At 71.6% G+C, this 22,003-nt stretch carries 15 protein-coding genes; 11 read left to right on the forward strand and 4 right to left on the reverse strand.

Translation table 11 applies throughout. The annotated features are described in order from the left end of the window. The first annotated feature begins 250 nt into the window (after window positions 1-250). Entirely contained in the window at window positions 251-1,537 is a 1,287-nt protein-coding gene (locus ABZ532_RS27725) for an aldolase/citrate lyase family protein (RefSeq protein WP_361289419.1), read from the forward strand. Window positions 1,538-1,794: 257 nt separating this feature from the next. Here the strand turns inward: ABZ532_RS27725 and ABZ532_RS27730 are convergent, their stop codons facing one another. After that, entirely contained in the window at window positions 1,795-2,070 is a 276-nt protein-coding gene (locus ABZ532_RS27730) for an antibiotic biosynthesis monooxygenase family protein (RefSeq protein ID WP_361289422.1), read from the reverse strand. A 287-nt stretch (window positions 2,071-2,357) separates the two neighbouring features. After that, complete coding sequence (locus tag ABZ532_RS27735) at window positions 2,358-3,410, reverse strand: LacI family DNA-binding transcriptional regulator (RefSeq protein WP_361289425.1); 1,053 nt, start codon at window positions 3,408-3,410, stop codon at window positions 2,358-2,360. Between the two features lie 252 nt (window positions 3,411-3,662). Between ABZ532_RS27735 and ABZ532_RS27740 the strand changes: the two genes are divergently transcribed. Both ABZ532_RS27740 and ABZ532_RS27745 read left to right on the forward strand, forming a co-directional pair. Next, entirely contained in the window at window positions 3,663-4,610 is a 948-nt protein-coding gene (locus ABZ532_RS27740; RefSeq protein ID WP_361289428.1) for an ROK family protein, read from the forward strand. Between the two features lie 132 nt (window positions 4,611-4,742). Further along, entirely contained in the window at window positions 4,743-5,783 is a 1,041-nt protein-coding gene (locus tag ABZ532_RS27745) for an NUDIX domain-containing protein (RefSeq protein WP_361289431.1), read from the forward strand. A 68-nt stretch (window positions 5,784-5,851) separates the two neighbouring features. On the opposite strand, the gene ABZ532_RS27750 is transcribed toward ABZ532_RS27745, so the two are convergent. Next, window positions 5,852-7,216, reverse strand: coding sequence for a dipeptidase (locus tag ABZ532_RS27750; protein ID WP_361289434.1), 1,365 nt, complete (start codon window positions 7,214-7,216; stop codon window positions 5,852-5,854). Between the two features lie 149 nt (window positions 7,217-7,365). Between ABZ532_RS27750 and ABZ532_RS27755 the strand changes: the two genes are divergently transcribed. Then, window positions 7,366-8,688, forward strand: coding sequence for a geranylgeranyl reductase family protein (locus tag ABZ532_RS27755; protein ID WP_361289438.1), 1,323 nt, complete (start codon window positions 7,366-7,368; stop codon window positions 8,686-8,688). Between the two features lie 70 nt (window positions 8,689-8,758). Here the strand turns inward: ABZ532_RS27755 and ABZ532_RS27760 are convergent, their stop codons facing one another. After that, on the reverse strand, window positions 8,759-9,043 hold the full coding sequence (locus ABZ532_RS27760; RefSeq protein WP_361289441.1) for a DUF6332 family protein: 285 nt from the start codon (window positions 9,041-9,043) through the stop codon (window positions 8,759-8,761). Between the two features lie 537 nt (window positions 9,044-9,580). Here ABZ532_RS27760 and ABZ532_RS27765 point away from each other — a divergent pair. The 7 genes from ABZ532_RS27765 to ABZ532_RS27795 all read left to right on the forward strand — a co-directional run bounded on the left by ABZ532_RS27765 (window position 9,581) and on the right by ABZ532_RS27795 (window position 22,001). Beyond that, a complete protein-coding gene (locus ABZ532_RS27765; protein ID WP_361289444.1) occupies window positions 9,581-11,377 on the forward strand; it encodes a non-ribosomal peptide synthetase in 1,797 nt (598 codons plus the stop codon). Between the two features lie 203 nt (window positions 11,378-11,580). Beyond that, window positions 11,581-14,586, forward strand: coding sequence for a condensation domain-containing protein (locus ABZ532_RS27770; protein WP_361289447.1), 3,006 nt, complete (start codon window positions 11,581-11,583; stop codon window positions 14,584-14,586). 1 nt (window position 14,587) lies between these two features. Beyond that, a complete protein-coding gene (locus tag ABZ532_RS27775) occupies window positions 14,588-14,890 on the forward strand; it encodes an acyl carrier protein (RefSeq protein ID WP_361289450.1) in 303 nt (100 codons plus the stop codon). Next, window positions 14,887-18,321, forward strand: coding sequence for a thioester reductase domain-containing protein (locus ABZ532_RS27780; RefSeq protein WP_361289453.1), 3,435 nt, complete (start codon window positions 14,887-14,889; stop codon window positions 18,319-18,321). Before ABZ532_RS27775 ends, ABZ532_RS27780 begins: the two co-directional genes overlap by 4 nt. Next, complete coding sequence (locus ABZ532_RS27785) at window positions 18,318-19,280, forward strand: 3-oxoacyl-[acyl-carrier-protein] synthase III C-terminal domain-containing protein (protein WP_361289456.1); 963 nt, start codon at window positions 18,318-18,320, stop codon at window positions 19,278-19,280. Before ABZ532_RS27780 ends, ABZ532_RS27785 begins: the two co-directional genes overlap by 4 nt. Next, window positions 19,277-20,782, forward strand: coding sequence for an amino acid adenylation domain-containing protein (locus tag ABZ532_RS27790; protein WP_361289459.1), 1,506 nt, complete (start codon window positions 19,277-19,279; stop codon window positions 20,780-20,782). The genes ABZ532_RS27785 and ABZ532_RS27790 overlap by 4 nt, the downstream gene beginning before the upstream one ends. Further along, a complete protein-coding gene (locus ABZ532_RS27795) occupies window positions 20,766-22,001 on the forward strand; it encodes an MFS transporter (protein WP_361289462.1) in 1,236 nt (411 codons plus the stop codon). The genes ABZ532_RS27790 and ABZ532_RS27795 overlap by 17 nt, the downstream gene beginning before the upstream one ends. Window positions 22,002-22,003 lie beyond the last annotated feature (2 nt).

Genomic DNA, 22,003 nt, shown 5'->3' on the forward strand with positions numbered 1-22,003 from the left:
CCGATCTTCGACCTCGTCGACTACGGCGTCGTCGGCGACCTCTTCAACGTCGTCCCCCAGCTCACCGAGGACATCAACACCCGCAAGGGCTGATCTCTCCAGGTGGCGTCCGTCCCGGGGCCGCGCGGTGGAATCCACCGCGCGGCCCCGTGCCGTTCCGGTGGACCATTGACGCAGCTCAGTCGTGCCGACTAGCTTCACCATGCGGATAGCTGGTTCCGTTGAACGGAAAATCGGAGGGTGTGCGGCGATGGGGCAGCAGGAGAAGGTGACCACGAGCCTGGCAGGCGGGGTAGGCGAGGCCATCGGCGCCTCCCTCGCGCCGGTCGACTCCGAGCTCGCCCGCCGCTACCCGGGAGACCCCGGCAACCGTCAGCCCGTCCACACCGTCTACGTGCCGGGCGAGGTGTTCTGCGCGGGCACCGTACGGTCCTGGGGCGACCACGCACTCGCCGCCCTGGACGAGCACGCCCCCGACGCGGAAGCCCTCGCGCTCGTGCTGGGCCTCTCCGACGAGCTCGCTGAGCCCGTATACGCCCGGGTGAGGGCCAAGCTGGAGCGCGAGCCCATCGAGGACCTCCGGGTGGACTTCGAGGACGGCTACCGGGGCATCGACGAGGACACGGACGCGGCCCGCGCCGCCCGGCTGCTCGCCGAGGCCGACCCCGACACCACGGCGCCGTACACGGGCATCCGCATGAAGTGCATGGAAGCTGCGGTCCGAGACCGGGGCATCCGCACCACGGACATCTTCCTCAGCGGGTTGATGGAGCAGGGCGGACTGCCCGACGGGCTGGTGCTCACACTCCCCAAGGTCACCTACCCCGAGCAGGTCGCGGCGCTCGTCCGCCTCCTGGAGGCCTTCGAGAACGCGCACCGGCTGGAATCCGGCCGGATCGGCTTCGAGATCCAGATCGAGACCAGCCAGGCCATTCTGGCCGCCGACGGCACGGCCACCGTCGCGCGGATGATCGACGCCGCCGAAGGCAGGGCCACCGGCCTGCACTACGGCACCTTCGACTACAGCGCCTGCCTCGGTGTCAGCGCCGCGTACCAGGCGAGCGACCATCCGGTCGCGGACCACGCCAAGGCGATCATGCAGGTCGCAGCCGCCGGCACGGGCGTGCGGGTGTCCGACGGCTCCACGAACGTGCTGCCCGTCGGCTCCACGGAGCACGTCCACGAGGCCTGGAGGCTGCACTACGGCCTCACGCGCCGCGCCCTGGCCCGCGCGTACTACCAGGGCTGGGACATGCACCCGGCCCATCTCCCCACCCGCTATGCCGCGGTCTTCGCCTTCTACCGAGAGGGCATGGCCGCGGCGGCGGCCCGGCTCGCCGCCTACGCGGCGCGGACCGAGGGCGACATCATGGACGAGCCCGCCACCGCGAAGGCACTCGGCGGCTATCTGCTGCGCGGGCTGGAGTGCGGAGCGCTCGACGAGGCGGAGGTCACCGCGCTCACCGGCCTGTCCCGCTCCGGCATCGAGGCCTACGCCCGTCCCCGTCGCGGTGGGCTCACGGCCGCGGCCGGGTGAGTGGCCGTCGGCTGACGGCCTGGCCCGCGTCTGACGACCGCCGCGGAGGGGCGGATCCCCGTTCGGAGGCTCGGCCGTCACGGCCGTGGTCCGGGGGGCGCGTTCACGATGTGCCCGCACGGCGCTGCCGACCGCCGTGGGGCCCGTCAGATCCGGTACGAAGGGCCTGAGGTGTCAGAGGGCGGACCCGTCACACGGTGCGACCTGCGCACGGAGACGGGCCCGCCACGCGCCCCACCGGCCGGTGGGGCGGACGGTCATTCCACGACGTTGAACACCGTGGTGGTGCGTTCCTCGAGGAGACACGCGTTCATCGGCTGGACGAGCACCTCGTGCTCGGAGCTCGTGCGCCACCGCTTGATGGCGTCCATGTTCTCCCACTCGCTGGTGAGCAGCCACTGGGCGGGATTCTCAGCCGAGCGGCACAGTTGCTCACTGAGATGGCCAGGACTGGCTGCGGCCTTTCTGCGTACCTGTTTGTACGCTCTGACGAAACCGTCCTCCATGCCCTCGCGGACATGGAGCAGTCTCACGACGCGGATGCGGTCCGAATCCTGAGAGACAGCTATCGAAGGCTTCACGATCCCTCTCCCTCCGCCTCGGGCGGAAATGCCGCCCCAACCATTGTCTTGAGTGGTGGACTCAGCGCAACTCGTCGCGACTCTGCGTGTTCGCCGGCGGTGTGCGGCGACCGTATGGCGCCGGGGTGCCCGGTCGCGGCGATCCGGTGCCGGCATGCGGGGCACCCAGCCGGACGCGGGTCAACTCACCTTGTCGTGAACGGGTGCTGCTTCCGCCGGCGGTGCCGGACGCGATTCCCTCAGCGCACTCCGGGCGGAGGCGGCAGCTCGCCCGAGCCACGGGCCAGCAGCCTGGTCGTCAGCTTCACGCGGGCCGGCTCCTCGGCCGCTCCGTCCAGGCGGCGGAACAGCCGCTCCGCCGCCGTGCGGCCGAGGGCCGCCGCGTCCTGGGCGATGACGGTGATTCCCAGCAGATCGGCGAGCTCGATGTCGTCGAATCCGACCAGCGCGACGGGCCCGACCGGTGCCTCGCGCCCCGCGAGCACCCGCACGGCGGTCACGGTCACCCGGTTGTTGCCCGCGAACAGCGCGGTGACCGGCTCCGGCCCGGAGAGCACCTGTTCCACCGCGGCGGTGACCCGCTCGGGTTCGGTCGAGCCGAGCGAGACCCAGCGCTCGTCCACCGGCAGGCCGGCGTCCTCCATCGCGGCGTGGTACCCCCGCAGCCGCTCCTGTGCCGTGTGGATGCGGGGCTGGTCGCCGACGAACCCGATCCTGCGGTGTCCGTGTGCGATGAGGTGCGCGACGCCGGCACGGGAGCCGCCGAAGCTGTCGGACAGAACCACATCCGCGTCGATCCGCCCCGCGGGCCGGTCCACGAACACCGTGGCGATGCCCGCCTTGATCTCCGGTTCCAGATAACGGTGGTCGTCTCCGGCCGGGATGACGATCAGTCCGTCCACGCGGCGGGCGCACAGCGCGAGCACCAACTCCTGCTCGCGGTCCGGGTCCTCGGCGCTGGAGCCGTTGATGAGCAGTGCGCCGTGGGCACGGGCGACCTCCTCGACCGCCCGGCTGAGCGGACCGTAGAAGGGGTCGGCGAGGTCCTCCAGGACGAGCCCGACCGACGAGGTGCGGCCCTTGCGCAGCACGCGTGCGCTGTCGTTGCGCCGGAAGCCCAGGGCTTCGATGGCCTCCTGCACCTTGCGTTCGGTGTCCGGTGTGACGCCCGCCTCGCCGTTCACCACCCGTGAGACCGTCTTGAGCCCGACCCCGGCGCGCGCGGCCACGTCCTTCATCGTGGGCCGGGTGCCATAGCGGTTGGTCTCGGGTCGGCGGGCGAACTCGGCCACAGTGCGCTGTCCTTCTCGTCGTGTCTGCGTGGGCGGTGCGTCTGGCTGATACGTCTGTCGGGGGCGATGCGCCCGCCTGGGGGCGGGAGGGGGGAGTTCCTGTGCGCTGCGCGCCCCGAAGCCGTGGTGCCGTGCGAGGCTGTGGCGTCGAGCATAGGCCCTGGACAACGTTGTCAGCGCAGTGGAGACTGGATGATCGAAGCCGCGGGCCCGGATCCGACCTGCGGCCAGTCGCTGGGAGATCGCTCACTGATGCATAACGACCTCGTCGCCGCGCTCGACATCGGCGGTACCAAGATCGCCGGCGCCCTGGTGGACACCGCCGGCAGGATCCTGCTGCGCGCCCAGCGGCCGACGCCGGCGCGCGAGGACGCCGAGACGGTGATGTGTGCGGTCGACGAGGTGCTCGGGGAGCTCGTGGCCTCACCGCTGTGGGCGCACACCAAAGCCGTCGGCATCGGGAGCGCCGGGCCGGTGGACGCGTCCGCGGGCACGGTCAGCCCCGTCAACGTGCCGGGCTGGCGTGGGTTTCCGCTCGTGGACCGGGTGCGTACCGCGTCGGGCGGCCTCCCGGTCGAACTGGTCGGCGACGGTGTCGCCATGACGGCCGCCGAGCACTGGCTCGGAGCCGCGCGCGGGTATGACGACGCCCTGTGCATGGTGGTCTCCACAGGCGTGGGTGGCGGCCTGGTGCTCGGTGGCCGGCCGCACCCGGGACCGACCGGAAACGCGGGCCACATCGGCCACATCAGCGTGGACCTCGACGGCGAGAAGTGCCCCTGCGGTGGCCGCGGTTGTGTGGAGCGGATCGCGAGCGGTCCCAGCATCGCGCGCCGCGCGCTCGACAAGGGCTGGCGGCCCGGCCCTGACGGCGACACATCGGCGGCAGCGGTCGCCGCCGCGGCGGCGGCGGGCGACCCGGTCGCCGCCGCATCCTTCGAACGTGCCGCCCAGGCGCTGGCCGCGGCCATCGCTGCGGTCGCGGCGCTCGTGGAGATCCGTATCGCCGTCATCGGCGGGGGAGTAGCGGGCGCCGGGGACGTGCTTTTCGTCCCCCTGCGCAAGGCCCTCCACGACTACGCCACGCTCTCCTTCGTGCAGGGCGTCGTGGTGGCCCCGGCCCGCACCGGGAGGGACGCGGGACTCCTCGGCGCGGCGGCCGCGGCCACCGTGGCCGGACCGGCCTCGCCCAAGGACTGACTCCGGGCGCTGCACAGCCCGGAGCGGCCGGTTTCGGACCGCTGCCGACCGGACGCCCTGGCCCGTACGGCCCGGTTCCATGGCAGGGTGTAGCGGAGAGTCCACTGGGGGCTACGGAAAGAGGGGGCAAGCGTGATCGTCTGGATCAACGGTACGTTCAGCGCGGGCAAGACCACTGCTGCTCGCGAGCTGATCGATCTGATCCCGAACAGCACGTTGTACGACCCCGAGGTGATCGGTGGGGCGCTGCGGTATCTCCTGCCGCGCAAACGCCTGGACGAGGTGACCGACTACCAGGACCTGCCGATCTGGCGGCGGTTGGTGGTGGACGCGGCGTCCGCGCTGCTGAGCGAGGTCGGCGGGGGTGTCCTGGTGGCGCCCATGACGCTGCTGCGCCAGGAGTACCGGGACGAGATCTTCGGCGGTCTCGCCGCCCGTCGCATACCGGTGTGCCATGTCCTGCTCGCCCCGGAGGAAACGATCCTGCGGGCCCGTATCGCCGTACGCGAGGAGCCGGACATCCCCGATGCCGAAGAACGCGTACGGCAATGGGCCTACGACCACATCGAGCCGTACCAGCAGGCGCTCCGGGACTGGCTCAGGGCCGACGCCCATGTCGTCGACACCTCGTATCTGACCCCCCGTGAGACCGCCGAGGCCATCGCCGAAGCCGTACGCACCGGCGAGGCCGGGGCGCGCGAGATCGTGCAGACGCCGGAGCCGACCGCGGAGACCGTGGCGGCCGGGGTGCTTCTCTTCGACCACGAGGACCGGGTGCTCCTCGTCGACCCCACCTACAAGCCCGCCTGGGAGTTCCCCGGCGGAGTGGTGGAGCCGGGGGAGTCCCCGGCCCGTGCGGGGATGCGGGAGGTGGCCGAGGAGATCGGCGTACGCCTCGACACCGTGCCCCGGCTGCTCGTCATCGACTGGGAACCGCCACGGCCGCCCGGCTACGGGGGTGTGCGGATGCTCTTCGACGGCGGCCGGCTCGATGCCGGGGCCGCCGCGGAGATCCTGCTGCCCGGTGACGAGCTGAGGGCCTGGCGGTTCGTGTCCGAGGAGGAGGCCGCGTCGCTGCTACCCCCGCACCGCTACGAACGGCTGCGCTGGGCCCTGCGCGCCCGCGAGCGGGGGAAGGTGCTCACCCTGGAGGCCGGGATACCCGTCGGGTAGCGGCCGCCAGGGGCACCCGGTCGGGCGTCCCCCGGCGCCGGCTGACCGGCCGCCGCGGTCCGCGTTCGCTATGCCTGCTTCGAGCGCGCATAGTTCACCAGGAAATGAGCCTCGGCCACCGACAGCCGCTCCAGCTCCTCCGGGGACACACTCTCGTTCACCGCGTGGATCTGCGCCTCCGGCTCGCTCAGGCCGATCAGCAGAATCTCGGCTTCCGGGTAGAGCGCGGCAAGGGTGTTGCACAGCGGGATCGAGCCGCCCATACCCGCCGACTGCATCTCCTCGCCCGGATACGCGATCCGCATCGCCTCGGCCATGGAGGTGTACGCCGGGCTGTTCACGTCCGCACGGAACGGCTGGCCCTGACCCACCTGCTCGAGGCTCACCCGGGCGTTCCACGGCGTGTGCTTCTCGAGGTGGGCGAACAGCAGCTTCGTCGCCTCGGACGCGTCATGGCCGGGCGGCACCCGCAGGCTGATCTGCGCGCGGGCGCTCGCGGGCACCGACGGCGTGGCACCGGCCACCGGAGGGCAGTCGATGCCGATCACGGTGACGGCCGGGCGGGCCCACAGGCGGTCGGCCACCGTACCGGAGCCGATCAGGCCGACACCGTCCAGGACCTTCGCGTCCTTGCGGAAGTCCTCCACCGGGTACTGGAGGCCGTCCCAGGAGGCCCCGGCGCCGAGGCCGTCGATGACGGTCGAGCCGTCCGCCGCACGCAGCGAGTCCAGCACCCGGATCAGGGCCGCCAGGGCGTCCGGCGCGGCACCGCCGAACTGGCCCGAGTGCAGATTGCCCTCGAGCGTGTCGATACGGACGCGGACCATCGTCATCCCGCGCAGGGTCGCGGTCACGGTCGGCAGCCCGACGCGGAAATTGCCCGTGTCGCCGATCACGATCGCATCCGCGCGCAGCAGTTCCGGATGGGCCTCCGCGTACCGCTCGAGGCCGCCCGTGCCCTGCTCCTCCGAGCCCTCGACGATCACCTTGACCGAAACCGGTATCCCGCCGCCGGCCTTGAGGGCGCGCAGGGCCAGCAGATGCATGACGAAGCCGCCCTTGCAGTCGGCGGCGCCGCGGCCGTACCAGCGGCCGCCCCGCTCCGTCAGCTCGAACGGCGGGGACACCCACGCGGCCTCGTCCACCGTCGGCTGCACGTCGTAGTGCGCGTACAGGAGCACCGTCGGCGCACCTTCCGGGCCAGGCAGCAGGCCGTACACCGACTGGGAGCCGTCGGGGGTGTCGAGCAGCGCCACGTCCTGGAAGCCCTCCCCGCGCAGCGCGTCGGCCACCCAGTTCGCAGCCGCCTCGCACTCGCTCCTGGGGGCCACGGCCGGGTCCGCCACCGACTGGAACCGCACGAGCTCCGCCAGCTCCGTCTTGGCACGGGGCATCAGGGACGCGACGGTCTCGGCGATCGGATTCACGGTCATGGGCACGCTCCTTGTGGGTGCGACGTTGTCCTCGGTGGGTGTACTGCGAAGGTACGGCCGATCCTCCCACAGCGGGGGTGCAGGACCGCGCCCGTAGGATGCCGTCGAGAGCTTGGGCCATAGGTTCGGATCGGGAGCAGAAGCACATCGTGAGCAGCGAGAACGCAGACGCCGTCAGCGGACAGGGCGAGCCGGAGCGGGAGGTCCCGGTGTGGGACGTCGTCGTGGTCGGGGCCGGACCGGCCGGGGCATCGGCCGCGTACGCCGCCGCCGTTGCCGGACGAAGGGTGCTCCTCCTGGAAAAGGCGGAGCTGCCTCGCTACAAGACTTGTGGCGGCGGCATCATCGGCCCTTCCAGGGATGCTCTGCCCCCCGGTTTCGAGCTGCCGTTCCAGGACCGTGTGCACGCCGTCACGTTCTCGCTGAACGGAAAGCTCAGCCGCACCCGCCGCTCGCGCCGGATGCTCTTCGGGCTCGTCAACCGCTCCGAGTTCGACGCCGGCCTGGTCGAGCGGGCCCAGAAGGCCGGAGCGGAGCTGCGCACCGGAGCCACTGTCTCCCGCGTGGAGCAGCACGGTCCGGCCGTACCCGACCGCCGCACCGTCGCGGTCGTGCTCGCCGACGGGGAGACCGTGCTGGCGAGGGCCGTCGTCGGCGCGGACGGCAGTGCCAGCCGGATAGGGGCACACGTCGGGGTCAAACTCGAGCAGGTTGATCTCGGCCTGGAGGCCGAGATCCCGGTGCCCGCGACGGTCGCGGAGGACTGGGCGGGGCGGGTGCTCATCGACTGGGGCCCGATGCCCGGGAGTTACGGCTGGGTTTTCCCCAAGGGCGAGACGCTGACCGTGGGGGTGATCTCGGCCCGCGGCGACGGGGCGGCCACCAAGCGCTATCTGGAGGACTTCATCGCCCGGCTCGGTCTGTCCGGCTTCGAGCCCGCCGTCTCGTCCGGCCATCTCACCCGCTGCCGCGCCGAGGACTCCCCGCTGTCGCGTGGGCGGGTGCTGGTGTGCGGTGACGCGGCCGGTCTGCTGGAGCCCTGGACCCGGGAGGGCATCTCGTTCGCCCTGCGCTCGGGCCGGCTCGCGGGGGAGTGGGCCGTACGCATCGCAGAGGCGAACGACGCGGTGGACGCCAGGCGCCAGGCGCTGAACTACGCCTTCGCCATCAAGGCGGGACTGGGCGTGGAGATGGCGGTCGGGCGGCGGCTGCTCACGATCTTCGAGCGCCGCCCCGGCCTGCTGCACGCGACCCTCAGCGGCTTCCGGCCCGTCTGGAAGGCGTTCGCCGACATCACCCGTGGATCGACCTCGCTCGCCGGCATCGTGCGTTCCCGGCCGATGGTCCGGCGCGCGCTGGAGGCGCTGGACCGGGTACAGCCGACCGATGCGGGGCCCGGCGGCGAGGGCGGTGGGGAGACGGGCGGCGCGGCCGGGGATCCCGACTCCGACGGGGCGGTCGTCAGCCCCTGACGCTGATCCGGAACGACCCGGAACGACCCGGAACGGCCGGGAACACTCCGGAAAACGAGTGACCTGGGGCTTACGGGCGCTCGGGACCCGTCCCCTCGGGGCGGTTTGCCTGAGCACCGTCGCGTCCACGGGGAAAGCGCCACAGCACGTGCACGATGCGGGCCGTGAACACCACGGCCCCCAGCACAAGACCCGCGATCCGCAGGGCGCGTGCCACGGAGCGCGGCAGATCCAGCGCGAACGCGGGGCCCATGACGGCTCCGCCCACCAGTGCCGCCGCGAAGGCGGCACTGAACAGCGCGTATCCGATCTCGACGGTGATCGCGTCCCGCTGCGCCTGAGTGCGTCTGCTCATGGGGAGAGTGTCACAAGGCCCTGGTATGCGGGCAATCACCCACGCGCCACGGTCCATTGCCGCTCTCCTCGGGTTTCGCTGCTCCGCTACGCCGATGGTCACTCCACGGAGCCGCCCTGGGTCTGGTGATTCTTGAAAAGGTGAAGAGTGAACTTCCGGAATGGTTAATTCACTATGCGCCCGGCGACGCTGAAGTAACCATTCCGGAAACACGCCGGGCTGCCGCCCCCGGGATCCGGGTGGCAGTGTCAGACTGCCTCAGTCCTTGATCGCGGGCAAGCGCAAGTGGCGTGTGTGTAAGGCGAGTTGTGCACCCTGGCATCGATTTTCGGTCAAGGTGTTCTCGAGTTTCCGCAGGTGGCGCGCGTAAGGAGGATGTGAGCATCCGCCAATTGACTTTCGAGTGCTTGACGAGCGTTGACAAGATCTCGGGCCGGTGCGAGCCTCGGGGACAGCCATGCGGCGAAGTCGACGACCGAGCCGCGTAGCCATTGTTCGAAACGGGGGAAGTTGAAATTGCGTGACCAGTTAGGTGCTGTGGACAGTCCTGCCCGCGTCCAGACGGGGGCTCCCGGAGTGCACCGGCTAGTGGAGGAGTGGGTACGACGCCGGCCCGACTCCCTCGCGGTGCACGACCCGGTCACAGGGAAGTCACTCACGTACGCGGAGTTGTGGCACAGGGCCGGCGGGCTCGCCGGGGCACTGGCCGGTATGGGGATCGGCAAGGGCGACCTGGTCGCCGTCGATCTGCGCCGGTCCGCTGAGCTCGTCGTGGCCTTCCTCGGCATCGTCCGGGCGGGAGCCGCCTACCTCCCCCTCGACGCGCAGGCTCCGCGTGAGCGGGTGGCCGGCATTCTCGCCGAGTCCGCCGCGGCAGCTGCCGTGATCGCGCAGGACACCGAGCCGGACCGGATGCCGCCGGGGCTGCGCACGCTCACGGCCGAGGCCGAGTCGGACCGGCAGGCCCTGTACGAGGCCGGTGGCGAAGACCCGGTCTACGTCACGTACACCTCCGGGTCTACCGGGCGCCCCAAGGGCGTCGTCATCCCGCACCGTGCGGTGATCCGGCTGGTGACCAGGCCCAACTACTGCGTCATCGAGCCCGGTGAGCGGGTCGCCAACACCTGCAACCCGGCCTTCGACGTCACCACCTGCGAGATCTGGTCCACGCTGACCTCGGGGGGCACGGTCGTACCGTTCCCCACGGTCACGGACCTGACGATGGAGGACTGGATCGCGCTGGTGCGCGACGAGCGCATCGCCACCATGTTCCTGACCACCTCCCTGTTCCACACGGTCGCCTGGGAGCAGCCAGGCGCGTTCGCCACGCTTCGCAACCTCGTCGTCGGCGGCGAGCAGCTGGATCTCTCCGCCAGCCTGCGGGTTCTCGCGGCCGAGCCTCCCGCGCGGTTGGTCAACGGATACGGACCGACGGAGGCGACCGCCTTCGCCACGTACTTCGAGTGCACCCCCGAGAGCCTCGCCGGCCGTGAGCGGGTGCCGATCGGGTACCCGCTCCAGCAGACCACCGCCCATGTCCTGGGCGACGATCTGGCCGAGGTCCCTCCGGGCGAGCCGGGCGAACTCTGCCTCGGAGGACCGGGAGTCGCCCTCGGCTACCTGGGCCGCCCGGACCTCACCGCCGACCGGTTCGTGACCGAACCCCGTACCCGCGACCTCGTCTACCGCACCGGCGACCTCGTACGGCTGCTGCCCGACGGGGCGCTGGAGATGCTGGGCCGGCGTGACCGGCAGGTGAAGCTGCGCGGATTCCGCATCGAGCTGGAGGAGATCGAGCAGGCCGCCGTCGCGACCGGGCTCGCGGACGCGGCGTTCATCGAGAAGGTCGGCGAGGGGACGGCGGCCGAGCTGGTCGGGTGCGTCCTTCCCGACTCCCGCTCCTCGGTGCCCGACGGCGACCTCCCCGGCGCGCTCACCGCCCGGCTCGGCGAGCGGCTCCCTCCGTACATGGTTCCGCTGCGGTGGCTCGTCCTGTCCGAGCTGCCCATCGGTGCCACGGGCAAGGCGGACCGCGCCCGGATCGCGGAGCTGCTCGCCCGGCAGACCGGAGGCACTGAGGCCGGGGGCCAGGACGTACTGCTGCCGGACGACGAGATCGCACGGACCGTCCAGAAGCTGTGGCAGGAGGTCCTCGGGGCGACCACCGTGTCCCCGGGTGACAACTTCATCGACATGGGCGGCAACTCCATCCTCGCCACCCAGCTCGCCTCCCGTATCCAGAAGCAGGTGCCGCTGCGGCTCGAGCCCGCGGACATCCTCCTGGCGGACTCGCTGGCCGACCTGGTCGGCAAGGTGCGCGCCGCCGCCGAGTGAGCCGGGGCGGGCTCGTCGGCTCCGCCCCTCCACCGTGTGACGTGTGACCGCCGAAGCGCGCGGACGCCCAACCCGGTGCGCCCCCTACCGCGGGGGCGCCCGGTGCCCCTTGTGTACCGGGCTCTCTCAGGCCTGGCCTCTGTTCGCCTGTTCCCCCTATTCCACCAGTCCGGTTTCACCCTGCCCGTCGTGGAGGGAAAACGTTGGATAAGTCCTGTCCGCCTGTCCCGCGCAGGCTCGGAGCACGCAGTGCGCCGCTGTCCTACGCCCAGGAGCGGCTCTGGTTCATCGATGCCTCCATGCCGGGGGCACCGACCTACAACGTCCCCCTGTTCACCCGGTGGCACGAGCCAGTCGACCCGGACGCGCTCGAGGCCGCCCTGACCGCACTCGTGGCGCGCCACGAGATCCTGCGCACCACCTATGGCACGCGTGAGGGCGTACCGGTGCAGTGCGTGGGCGAACCCTGGCCCGTTCCGGTCGAGGTCGTCGACCTCACCGGGGTCCCGCACGCCGCCGAACGGGCCCGCGAGGACGCGGCCCGAAGGGCGCGCGAGCCCTTCGATCTGGCCGAGGGCCCGCTGCTGCGCTGTGTGGTCTGGCGCGGTCTCCCGGACGGCGATGCGATGCTCCTGACCATTCATCACATCGCCGTCGACGGATGGTCGCTGGCTCCCGTCTTCGACGACCTCGCGGATGCCTACCGGCAGGCGTGCGCAGGGGACAAGCCGGCACTGGACGAACTCCCCCTTCAGTACACCGACTTCGCCGTCTGGGACCGGGGCCAGGCAGACGACCCGGAGCTGCGGGAGCAGCTCGCGGAACGGGCACGGGAGCTCGTCAGGTCCCCGGCTCGGCTGCCTCTGGCGGGCCGCCTGGCGGGGGGCGAGCCCATCGGGTCGGCGCCCGGTGAACAGATCGACTTCCAGGTGCCGCAGGAGACCTGGACGGATGTCTGCGCCCTGGCACGGACCCTGAGGGCGACCCCGTACGTCGTCGCGCTGGCCGCCTTTCAGACGGTGCTGCTGCGTTGGTCGGGACGCACCGGGTTCCTCGTCGGCACACTGACCGCGAACCGTCCCCATCCCTCCCTGGAGGAGCTCTCCGGGTTCTTCGTCAACACCGTGCCGCTGCGCTGCTGGATCGAGCCGGAGGACACCTTCTCCCTGCTGTGCCGCCAGGTGCGCGGAGAGGCGTTCCGCTCCCTCAGCCACCAGAGGCTGCCCTTCAACCAGCTGACCGCCGCCGTCACCGAGGCCAGGCAGGAAGGGCGCAGCGCACTGGTCGACGTGGGATTCACCCTGCAGAACATGCCGCAGTCCGGCGACACGGCCCGGGCGCTGTGGCACAGGCCGGTCGAGCTGCCCACCGGAAAGGCGAAGTTCGACGTCCTGATGCTCCTGGAGGAGACACCGGACGGGCTCAGGGGCGCGCTGGAGTACGCCACGGACACCTACCCCCGCGATGTCGCCGAGGGGATCGCGGAGGATTTCCGGGAGCTGCTCGCCGCGGTCGTGGCCGCCCCCGACCGGACGGTTCGCGAGCTGGTGGAGGGCCTGGGAGGTATAGAGCCCCGGGTGGCCGCGCTCGGCGAGCCGTCGTCGGGGACGGCACGGACCACGGCCGACCCGGCCGAGGTGCCCGAGATCGCCGTGCGGCGGGCCGTCAGCCTGTTCACCACCGTCCTCGCCCAGGCAGGGCGATTGCGGGCCGGGGAAGCCGAACCCGGGCCGGCGTCCGACTTCTTCAGCATGGGCGGCCACTCGCTGCTCGCGGTCAGCATGCTCACCGAGGCCCAGCGCCGGTACGGGGTGGCGGTGACGGCCCGCGCGTTCCTCGCGGACCCGACGGTCGCCGGTCTGGGCCGGCTGCTGTGTGTTCCGGAGGCCGAACGGTCCCCCCAGCCGGTGGGGGCGAGGGCGGACGAGCCCGGCCCTTACCCGGCGACCCCGGTCCAGCAGCGGTTCCTCTTCCTCGACCGGATAGCGGAGCAGCGTGCCGCGTACGTGCTGCCCACGGTGCTGGAGTGCGAGGGGCCGCTGGACCGCGCTCTGCTGCGCCGGGCGCTGGAGGAGGTGCTGGGCCGCCACCCGGCGCTGCGGTCGCGTTTCGAGCTCGACCGCAAGCTCAGGAAGTTCGTCTACCGGACGGACGGCTCCGCGCCGGAGATACGCGAGACCGACGCGACGCACTGGTCCGACGACCGGTTGTCCGCCCATGTCGACGAGCTGGCCTGGACCCCCTTCGACCTCGCCACCGAGGCCCCGGCCCGCGTCGATGTCATCACGGCGGGGGAGAACCGTACGCTGATCGTCCTGGCCGTCCACCATGCTGTCGCGGACGGCTGGTCGGCCCGGCTGCTGACCCTCCAGACGGCCGAGGTGTACCGGGCGGCGCTGGAGGACCGCGCACCGGTACTGGCGGACCCGGTACACCCCAGGCTGCTGGCCCCCGCCGCCGACGACAGCGCCCTGGCGGCCCGGCTGGCCGAACTCTCGGGCGCTCCCGTCGATGTGGCACTGCCTCACGACCGCCCCCGAGGCAACCGGCAGTCCACCGCCGCACTCTCCTGCCGCGTGACTCTTGACGAGGACCTCACCGGCCGTCTCCGCACGGTCCTCGACGAGCTCGGCTGCACCACCTTCATGGGGGCCGCTGCCCTGCTCGCCGCCACGCTGGCCCGGGCGGGTGAGCAGCGGGACTTCCTGTTCACCTTCCCCTGGGCCGGGCGGGAGACGGCCGGTGCCGACGCTGCCGTCGGCATGTTCGTCAACACATTGGTGCTGAGGGCCGATCTGGGGGACGGGCCAAGCTGGCGCCAACTGCTCGGCAGGCTGCGGCGGGCCGGTACCGACGCCTACCGGGCAGCCGATCTGCCCTTCGACGCGCTGGCGGCGGCGCTCCACCCGGACCGGGGGCTGGACCGGCCGCCGGTCACACCGGTCTACCTGGCAGCCGTGGACGTCCCGGACGGCACACCGGACTTCGGTCCCGGTGTCGCGGTGCGCCGCCGGAAGCCGCACCACATCCACACAAAGTACGAGCTGGAGCTGACGGCCGTCGCGGACGGCGGCCGGCTGGAGCTGAACGCCGAGTACGCGACCGCGCTGTTCGACGCGGACACCGTCGCCGACCTGCTGTCGTCGCTCACCGCGAGCGCGGCCGATCTGGTGACCGATCCTGACGCGCCCGTCATCAAGGAGAAGTGACGTGATAGAGAACGCCGACCGACTCACCGAGGTGCGCGATGCCTGGGCGGAGACTTTGGGCATCGAGCCGGACGAGGTACCGCTGGAGGAGAACTTCCTCGAAGTCGGCGGGAACTCGCTGCTGCTCCTGCTGCTGTGGGAGCAGCTCAACGAGCTGACGACGCGGGAACTGCGCGCGGCGGACCTGTTCGAACACGCGACGGTGCGTGCCCAGGCGGCACTGCTGGACGCCCCCGAAGAGGAGCACAAGCCGGTGGTGCGGGGCGCCACGGAGCGCGGCAGGTTGCTGGGGCGTGCCCGATGAGCGACGGTACGGACATCGCCGTCGTCGGGATCGGCTGCCGCTATCCCGACGCCTCGACGCCGCAGGAGTTCTGGCGCAACATCGACTCCGGCCGGGTGTCGATGCGCGATCTCACCGACGAGGACCTGCACGCGGTCGGCGTGCCGGAGCGGGCCCTGCACGCCCCCGGGTTCGTTCGGACCGCCGCGGTGCTGCCCGGCGCCGCCGACTTCGCCGCCGAGTTCTTCGGCGTACCGCCCACCGAGGCGGAGACGACCGACCCGCAGCACCGGATCTTCCTGGAGACCTGCTGGGAGGCGCTGGAGGCAGCGGGACACCCCCCGAGTGCCGACGGACCCGTGGTCGGGGTGTTCGCGGGGAGCGCCCCGACCCTGTACTCGGCCGCGCTGCTCGCGGAGATGACCCGTACGCACGGGCTGAAGGCCGCCATGGACGACCTGGGTCTGACCCTGGGAGGCCTGGGCGACCTGATGCCGTCGCGGGTCGCGTACAAGCTCGGTCTGCGTGGTCCGGCCGTCGGGGTGCAGACGGCGTGCTCATCGTCGCTGTACGCGGTGCACTACGCGACGCTCAGCCTGCTGTCGGGCGAGTGCGACATCGCGCTGGCGGGCGGCACGACGGTGACCGAGCCGGTCACCGGGTACCGCTACCAGCCCGGTGGGCTGTCGTCCGAAGACGGCTACTGCCGTTCGTTCGACGCCGGATCCACGGGGACGGCGTTCAGCTCGGGCGTCGGTGTGGTGGCGCTGCGACGGCTCCAGGACGCGCTGGCGGACGGCGATCCCGTGCTCGCCGTGGTGCGGGGTACGGCCGTGGGCAACGAGGGCGCCGAGCGCCCCGGGTTCACGGCACCCACCCGCCGCGGGGTCGCCGACGTGGTGGCCACCGCCCTGCGGGTGGCCGACGTGGATCCGGACCTGCTGCGGTATGTCGAGGCACACGGGTCCGGCACGGCGCTCGGGGACCACATCGAACTGGTGGGGCTCACCGACGGCCTGCGGTCCGGGTCCTCCCAGGTGGGCTACTGCCGGCTTGGCTCGGTCAAGGCCAATGTCGGCCACACCGGCTCCGCCGCAGGAATCACCGGCTTCATCAAGGCGGTGCACATCGCCCGGACCGGCTCGCTGCCGCCGCAGCCGATGTTCGAACGGCCGCGTGACCCGGGCATCCTCGCGGACAGCCCCTTCGTCATCGAGACCGGGCAGCGCGTCTGCGAGGACACCGACCGGCACGTACTGGTCAACTCGATGGGCGTCGGCGGTACGAACGTGGCGGCCGTGCTCGCACCGCCGCCGGAGCCGGTCCGGCCCCCGGCCGAACAGCGTCCGGAGGTCCGGCTGCTGCTGTCCGCCCGTACCCGGAAGGAACTGGACGCGCTCTCCCGCGAGCTGGCCGATCACCTCGAGGCGGAGCGGCCCCCTGTCGCGGACGTGGCGCACACCCTGCGGACGGGCAGGCACCATTTCGCCGAGCGGCGCGTGGTGACCGCGGCCCCCGAGAGGCTCGCCGCCGCGCTCCGGCTGCCGCGCCCGCCGTTCGTGATGACCACACGCGCCGAACAGCGGCGCGGGGCCGCGCTGCTGCTGCTCGGCGAGGCCGCCGGGGCTCTGGACACCGTATCGGTGCTCGAGGCCGCGCTGCCCGCGGGGACTTTGGTCCTGCGGGAGGGGGCGGAGACGCCCGCCGGGGCGTTCGTGATCCAGATCGGCGGCGAAAGCCCGGGCGGGGACCACCACGTCCTGTCCGCGGAGGCCGACGCGGTGGACGCGGCGCTCAGCGCGGCATGGGCCGCCGGGGTACCGGTGGACTGGGAGGCCGCGGCCCAGGGCCGCGGACGCCGGATCGCCCTGCCGACGTACCCGTTCACGCGCCGGCGGTACTGGGCGCTGGACCGGATGCCCCCGGTCACCGAACCGGTGGAACCGGCCGCCCCCGTACGGGAGGAGACCGCTCCGGACACGTCGGCCGACTCGCTGGAGGAAGGGCTGCTCACCCTGTGGCGGGAACTGTTCGGCACGGCCACCATCGGCCTGGACGAGGACTTCGGTTCGCTCGGTGGCACCTCGCTGCTGTACGTCCGCATGGCGCTGGAGATCCAGGAGCGGTACGGGGTCCTGCTCAACATGCACCGGGCGGGCGGCAGCCGCACGACGGTGCGCCGTATCGCGGAGATAGTGCGCGGTCATCTGGGCGGCGGGGACGAGGGCTACCGGGTGGCCGACGGAGACGGCCCGCTGATCGACGAGGACCTCAGCCGGCCGCTGAGCCCTCTCGCCGACCGTGAGACCGCGGGCCGGGACATCCTGCTGACCGGCGCGACCGGATTCCTCGGCGCGTTCCTGCTGAGCGAACTGGTGTCCAGGACGAGTGAGCGGATCCACTGCCTGGTCCGGGCCCGGGACGAGGAACACGCCTGGCGGCGGCTGCGGGAGGCCGCGGAGAGCTACGGGCTGCCCGCGCCTCCCGCCGATCGGGTGCGGCCGGTCCCCGGCGATCTCAGGACCGCAGGCGAGGCGCTGCGCGGGCACGACGGCGGCGCGCTGAACACACGGGTCGGCCATGTGCTGCACTGCGGCGCCCGCGTGGTGTTCACCGAGCCGTACCGGGTGCTCAGGGACGACAACCTGCTTCCGGTGATCGACCTGGTCAACTGGGCTCGGGAGAACGGCATCCAGGACTTCAGCCTCGTCTCGACGGTCGCCGCCACCGGCCATGCCATGGGTGAGGGCAGCCGGATCCTGGAGACCCGGGAGCAGCCGCTCGACCCGGAGCAGGGCGGCTACGGCGTCAGCAAGTGGGTCGCGGAGCGCCTGCTGGAACGGGCCGAGCGCGACGGCATGCGGGTGCGGATCTTCCGGCCCGGCGTGATCCTCGGCTCCACGGACACCGGCGCCTGCAACGACAAGGACCTCATCTGGCACATCCTCGCCAGTGGCCTGGCGGTCGGCGCCCGCCCTGTCGATCCGGCGGCCTGGCCCGTGGCGCCGGTCGACCTGGTGGCCCGGGCCATCGTGGAACTGTCCAGGACGCCCGGTTCGGTGGGTCGCGCCTACCACCTGGCGCATGAACGGCTGATCAGTCCGCAGGGCATGTTCGAGCTGCTGCCGGCGGCCGGGCTGCCCACCGAGGCGGTCGAGCTCGAGGAGTGGCGCGGCCTCGTCGCCAAGGAGGCGCTGAGCGACGGCAGCGATGTGCTGTCGAACATGGCCCTCTACGGCATGGAGGGCGAGCAACTCGGCGAGGACGACATGCAGACCGACGGATGGCAGCCGTGGCTGCGGGAGAACGGTCTCAGTCCGGCGCCCACGGGTGAGCTGCTGCTCAAGGGCCTCAACTACCTGGCGCGCGGCACGAGTCCGGTGGGCACCCTGCTCGGCAAGGTCCTCGACAGCGCAACGTTCCAGCAGACCGAGGAAGGGAGCCGGCGATGAGCATCGGCATCGGAGCGGTCCACTGCCTCCTGCCGGACCGGCGTACGGCGGTCACCGAACTGCCCGAGTTCGCACTGCTGGGGCACGAGGACGCGGAGTTCGCCCGCGGCTGCGGAGTGGACACCGTAGGCGTGGCCGACACGGAGGAACAGGGGGAGTTGGCCGCGCGGGCCTGCCAGGAACTGCTCGCGGCTCATCCCGGCGACCCCGACGTGATGTTGATGGTCGGTGCACGGGCACCGGACGTCCTGCTCGGCTCGGACGTGTGCCGGGTGCAGTCGCAGGCCAAGGTGACCTCACCGCTGACCTTCACCGTGGACGGTCTGGGCTGCACCGGATCGAGCGTGGCCTGGGGACTGGCGAGGGACCTGCTGCTCGCGGACCCGAGCCGCCGGAGTGTGCTGATCACCCATGCCAGCAGGCCCACGGGTGCCGACCGGATACGCTTCCCGGTCACGGTGGTCGGTGACGGCGCCTTCGCGATGACCATGGTCCGCGGCGGGCGGCCGGTGCTCCGCGGGCACCGGCAGGAGACGGACGGCTCCTTCCACGACCTGTTCCGCGTGGACTACAAGCAGACACCCTGGTACGAGTGGCGCGAGGAGTGCCAGGCGCCCTCCCGGTACCGGTTCCAGCTCGCCATGCAGAGCCGGCTGCGCCTGGGCCGTCTGGTCGAGGAGGTCCTGGCCGACGCGGGGATCGACCGGGGCCGGGTCGCCGCCACCCTGATGCAGAACGTCACCGCGAGCGCCTTCGATTTCTACGCGGACCTCCTGGCTCTGCCCATCCACCCGGTCTGCCGGGAGCACCTGGCCCGCTACGGGCACCTCGGCGCGATGGACGTCGTGGTGAACCTGGACCGGCTGGTGAGCAGCGGGGAGCTGAGCGAAGGCGACTTCGTGCTGGTGCTCAACAACAGCCCCGTCGCGGCCTGGGCGGTGACGCTGTGGGAGATATGAACCGCACTCTGTACGAATGGTTCGCTGACAGCGCCGAACGGTACCCGGACCACGTGGCCGTCGAGCTGCCCGGCAGGACCCTGACCTATGCCGCTCTGCTGCGCGCGGCGGAGGCCACGGCCGAGCGCATCGCCTCGACCGATGCCGGGCCTGTCGAACGGGTCGGGCTGCTGGCCTCGCGCAGCGCGGTCGCCTTCGCCGGGTATCTCGCCGCGCAGCGCCTCGGCGCCTGCGTGGTGCCGCTCAACCCCGGGTATCCGCACACCCGCAACCAGGACATCTGCACCCTCGCCGGGGTGGATCTGGTGGTGGCCGACAGCGCCGTACGGCAGGGGCCCGGCACACCGCCGTGGCCACTGCTAGAGCTGTCCGCCGACGAGGTGCTCGACGCGGTACCGGCCGGCCGGCTGCCCGCGTACACGGCCGAGCCCGACCGGGTCGCGTACCTGCTGTTCACCTCGGGCTCGACGGGGCGTCCCAAGGGCGTGCCGATCCGGCACCGGAACGTGGCGCCCTTCCTCTCGTACAACATCAACCGGTACGAGGTGGGTCCCGGTTGCCGGATGTCGCACACCTTCGACCTGACCTTCGACCTCTCGGTCTTCGATCTCTTCGTCACCTGGGGCGGCGGCGCCACCCTGGTCGTGCCGGAGCCGACCGAACTCCTCAGCCCGGTCGCCTACCTCACCGAACGGAGGCTCACGCACTGGTTCTCCGTGCCGTCGGTGGTGTCGGTCAGTGCCGAACTCGGCCGGCTCCCGGCCGGGCAGGTGCGCGAGCTCCGGTACAGCGTGTTCTGCGGGGAGCAGTTCACCTACGGCCAGGCCCGCACCTGGCGTGCGGTGGCCCCCGGCTCGGTGATCGACAACATCTACGGGCCGACCGAACTCACCCTCGCCTGCACGGCTTTCCGGGTCCCCGCCGACCCGGAGGACTGGCCGCGCACGTCCAACGACACGGTGCCGATCGGGGAGCCGTACCCCGGTCTCGACCATGTGATCACCGAATCCGGCGAGTTGTGTGTACGCGGAGCCCAGCGTTTCGACGGCTACCTGGACGAGCGGGACAACGCGGGCCGCTTCACGGACCACGACGTGACCGGGCCGCCCGAGGCCGACCGCTACTACCGCACCGGCGACCGCGTCAGCCGCGAGGAAGGACAACTGGTCCACCGGGGACGCCTCGACGAGCAGGTGAAGATCCGTGGATACCGGGTCGAGCTGGGGGAGATCGAGGCCGCGCTGCGCCGCCACCCCGAGGTCGGACAGGCCGTGGTGGTCGCCGTGCGCGATGGCGAGGAGACCGAGCTGATCGGCTGCCACACCGGCGATCCCGTTCCCCGCATGCGGTTGATCAGGCATCTGCGGGACGTGCTCCCGATCCACATGGTGCCGCGCCGGTTCGTGCACCTGGAGTCGATGCCGCTGAACGCCAACGGCAAGGCGGACCGCAAGGCGCTGACCGCACTCGTGAAGGAGACCGCCGATGTCGTATCTCAGTGAGCTGGTCCCGCCCCCGGGTCCCGTCCGGCTGCTGTGTATGAGCAATCTGGCGAAGACGGTCGGCAACGGCATCATGCTCGCCGTCACCGTGCTGTACTTCACCCGCTCCGTGGAACTGTCGGCGAGCGAGGTCGCCCTTGCCCTCACCATCGGAGGCGTGCTGGGGATGCTGGCCAGCGTCCCGGCGGGTCACATGGCCGACGTGCTGGGCCCACGCGCCACCACCATCGTGTTCATGTGCCTTCAGGGCGCGTTCCTGACCTGCTACGCGTTCGTGGAGAGCTTCCCGCTGCTGGTGGTCGCCGCCTGCCTGGTGCTGGTCACGGAGTCGGCCACCGACGCGGCACGCGGTTCGCTGATCGCCGGGATCGTCCCCCCGGACGGCCGGGTCAAGGCATGGTCCTATCTGCGCTCGGTGAGCAACCTCGGACTCTCGCTCGGCGCGCTGGCAGGCGGTGTGGCACTGCACTTCGACGAGGCGGCCGGATACCGGGGCGTGCTGGTCGCCGGAGGCCTGCTGGTCTTCGCGGCAGGGCTGGCCTACTTCCGGCTGCCGCACGTGGCACCGCAGCCCAAGGAGAAGGACGGTCCGGTCTGGATCGTGCTGCGGGACCTCCCCTACGCCACCGTCTCGGTCCTCAACGCGGTCCTGACGATGAACACGGTCATCCTCAACGTCGGACTGCCGCTGTGGATCTCCCAGCACACCGACGCGCCGACGTCCACGTACTCGGGCCTGATCCTGCTCAACTCGGTGACGGTGGTGCTGCTCCAGGTGTGGGCGAGCAAGGGCGGTGACACCGTCACCGGTGGTGCGCGGGCGCTGCGGCGCTCCGGGCTGCTGCTGGCCGCCTGCTGCGCGGTGTTCGCGCTGGCCACGGGCCGGCCCGCCTGGCTGGCCGTGGTCATCCTGGTGGCCGGAGCGGCCCTCCACGTGCTCGGCGAAATGATGTGGAGCACGGGCTCGTGGTCGCTGTCCTTCGGTCTGGCCCCGGAGCACGCCCAGGGCCAGTACCAGGGCCTGTTCGGCATGTCCACCCAGCTCGGCACGATGGTCACGCCGGCCCTGGTCACCGCACTCGTCGTCGGCATGGGCCAGACCGGATGGCTGCTGCTCGGCGCGGCACTCGCCGCCGCCGGACTCCTCGCGCCCTCGGCCGCGCGATGGGCCCAGAACTCACGCCGACTGGCTCCGGCCGCACTCTCAACGGAGACATGAGC

The organism is Streptomyces sp. NPDC019396, assembly GCF_040632375.1.
GTDB lineage: Bacteria > Actinomycetota > Actinomycetes > Streptomycetales > Streptomycetaceae > Streptomyces.

Coding starts and splice junctions, on each gene's coding strand:
- ABZ532_RS27725 (WP_361289419.1), top strand. CDS start 251: ATGGGGCAGCAGGAGAAGGTGACCACGAGCCTGGCAGGCGGGGTAGGC.
- ABZ532_RS27740 (WP_361289428.1), top strand. CDS start 3,663: ATGCATAACGACCTCGTCGCCGCGCTCGACATCGGCGGTACCAAGATC.
- ABZ532_RS27750 (WP_361289434.1), bottom strand. CDS start 7,216: ATGACCGTGAATCCGATCGCCGAGACCGTCGCGTCCCTGATGCCCCGT.
- ABZ532_RS27760 (WP_361289441.1), bottom strand. CDS start 9,043: ATGAGCAGACGCACTCAGGCGCAGCGGGACGCGATCACCGTCGAGATC.
- ABZ532_RS27780 (WP_361289453.1), top strand. CDS start 14,887: ATGAGCGACGGTACGGACATCGCCGTCGTCGGGATCGGCTGCCGCTAT.
- ABZ532_RS27785 (WP_361289456.1), top strand. CDS start 18,318: ATGAGCATCGGCATCGGAGCGGTCCACTGCCTCCTGCCGGACCGGCGT.
- ABZ532_RS27790 (WP_361289459.1), top strand. CDS start 19,277: ATGAACCGCACTCTGTACGAATGGTTCGCTGACAGCGCCGAACGGTAC.
- ABZ532_RS27795 (WP_361289462.1), top strand. CDS start 20,766: ATGTCGTATCTCAGTGAGCTGGTCCCGCCCCCGGGTCCCGTCCGGCTG.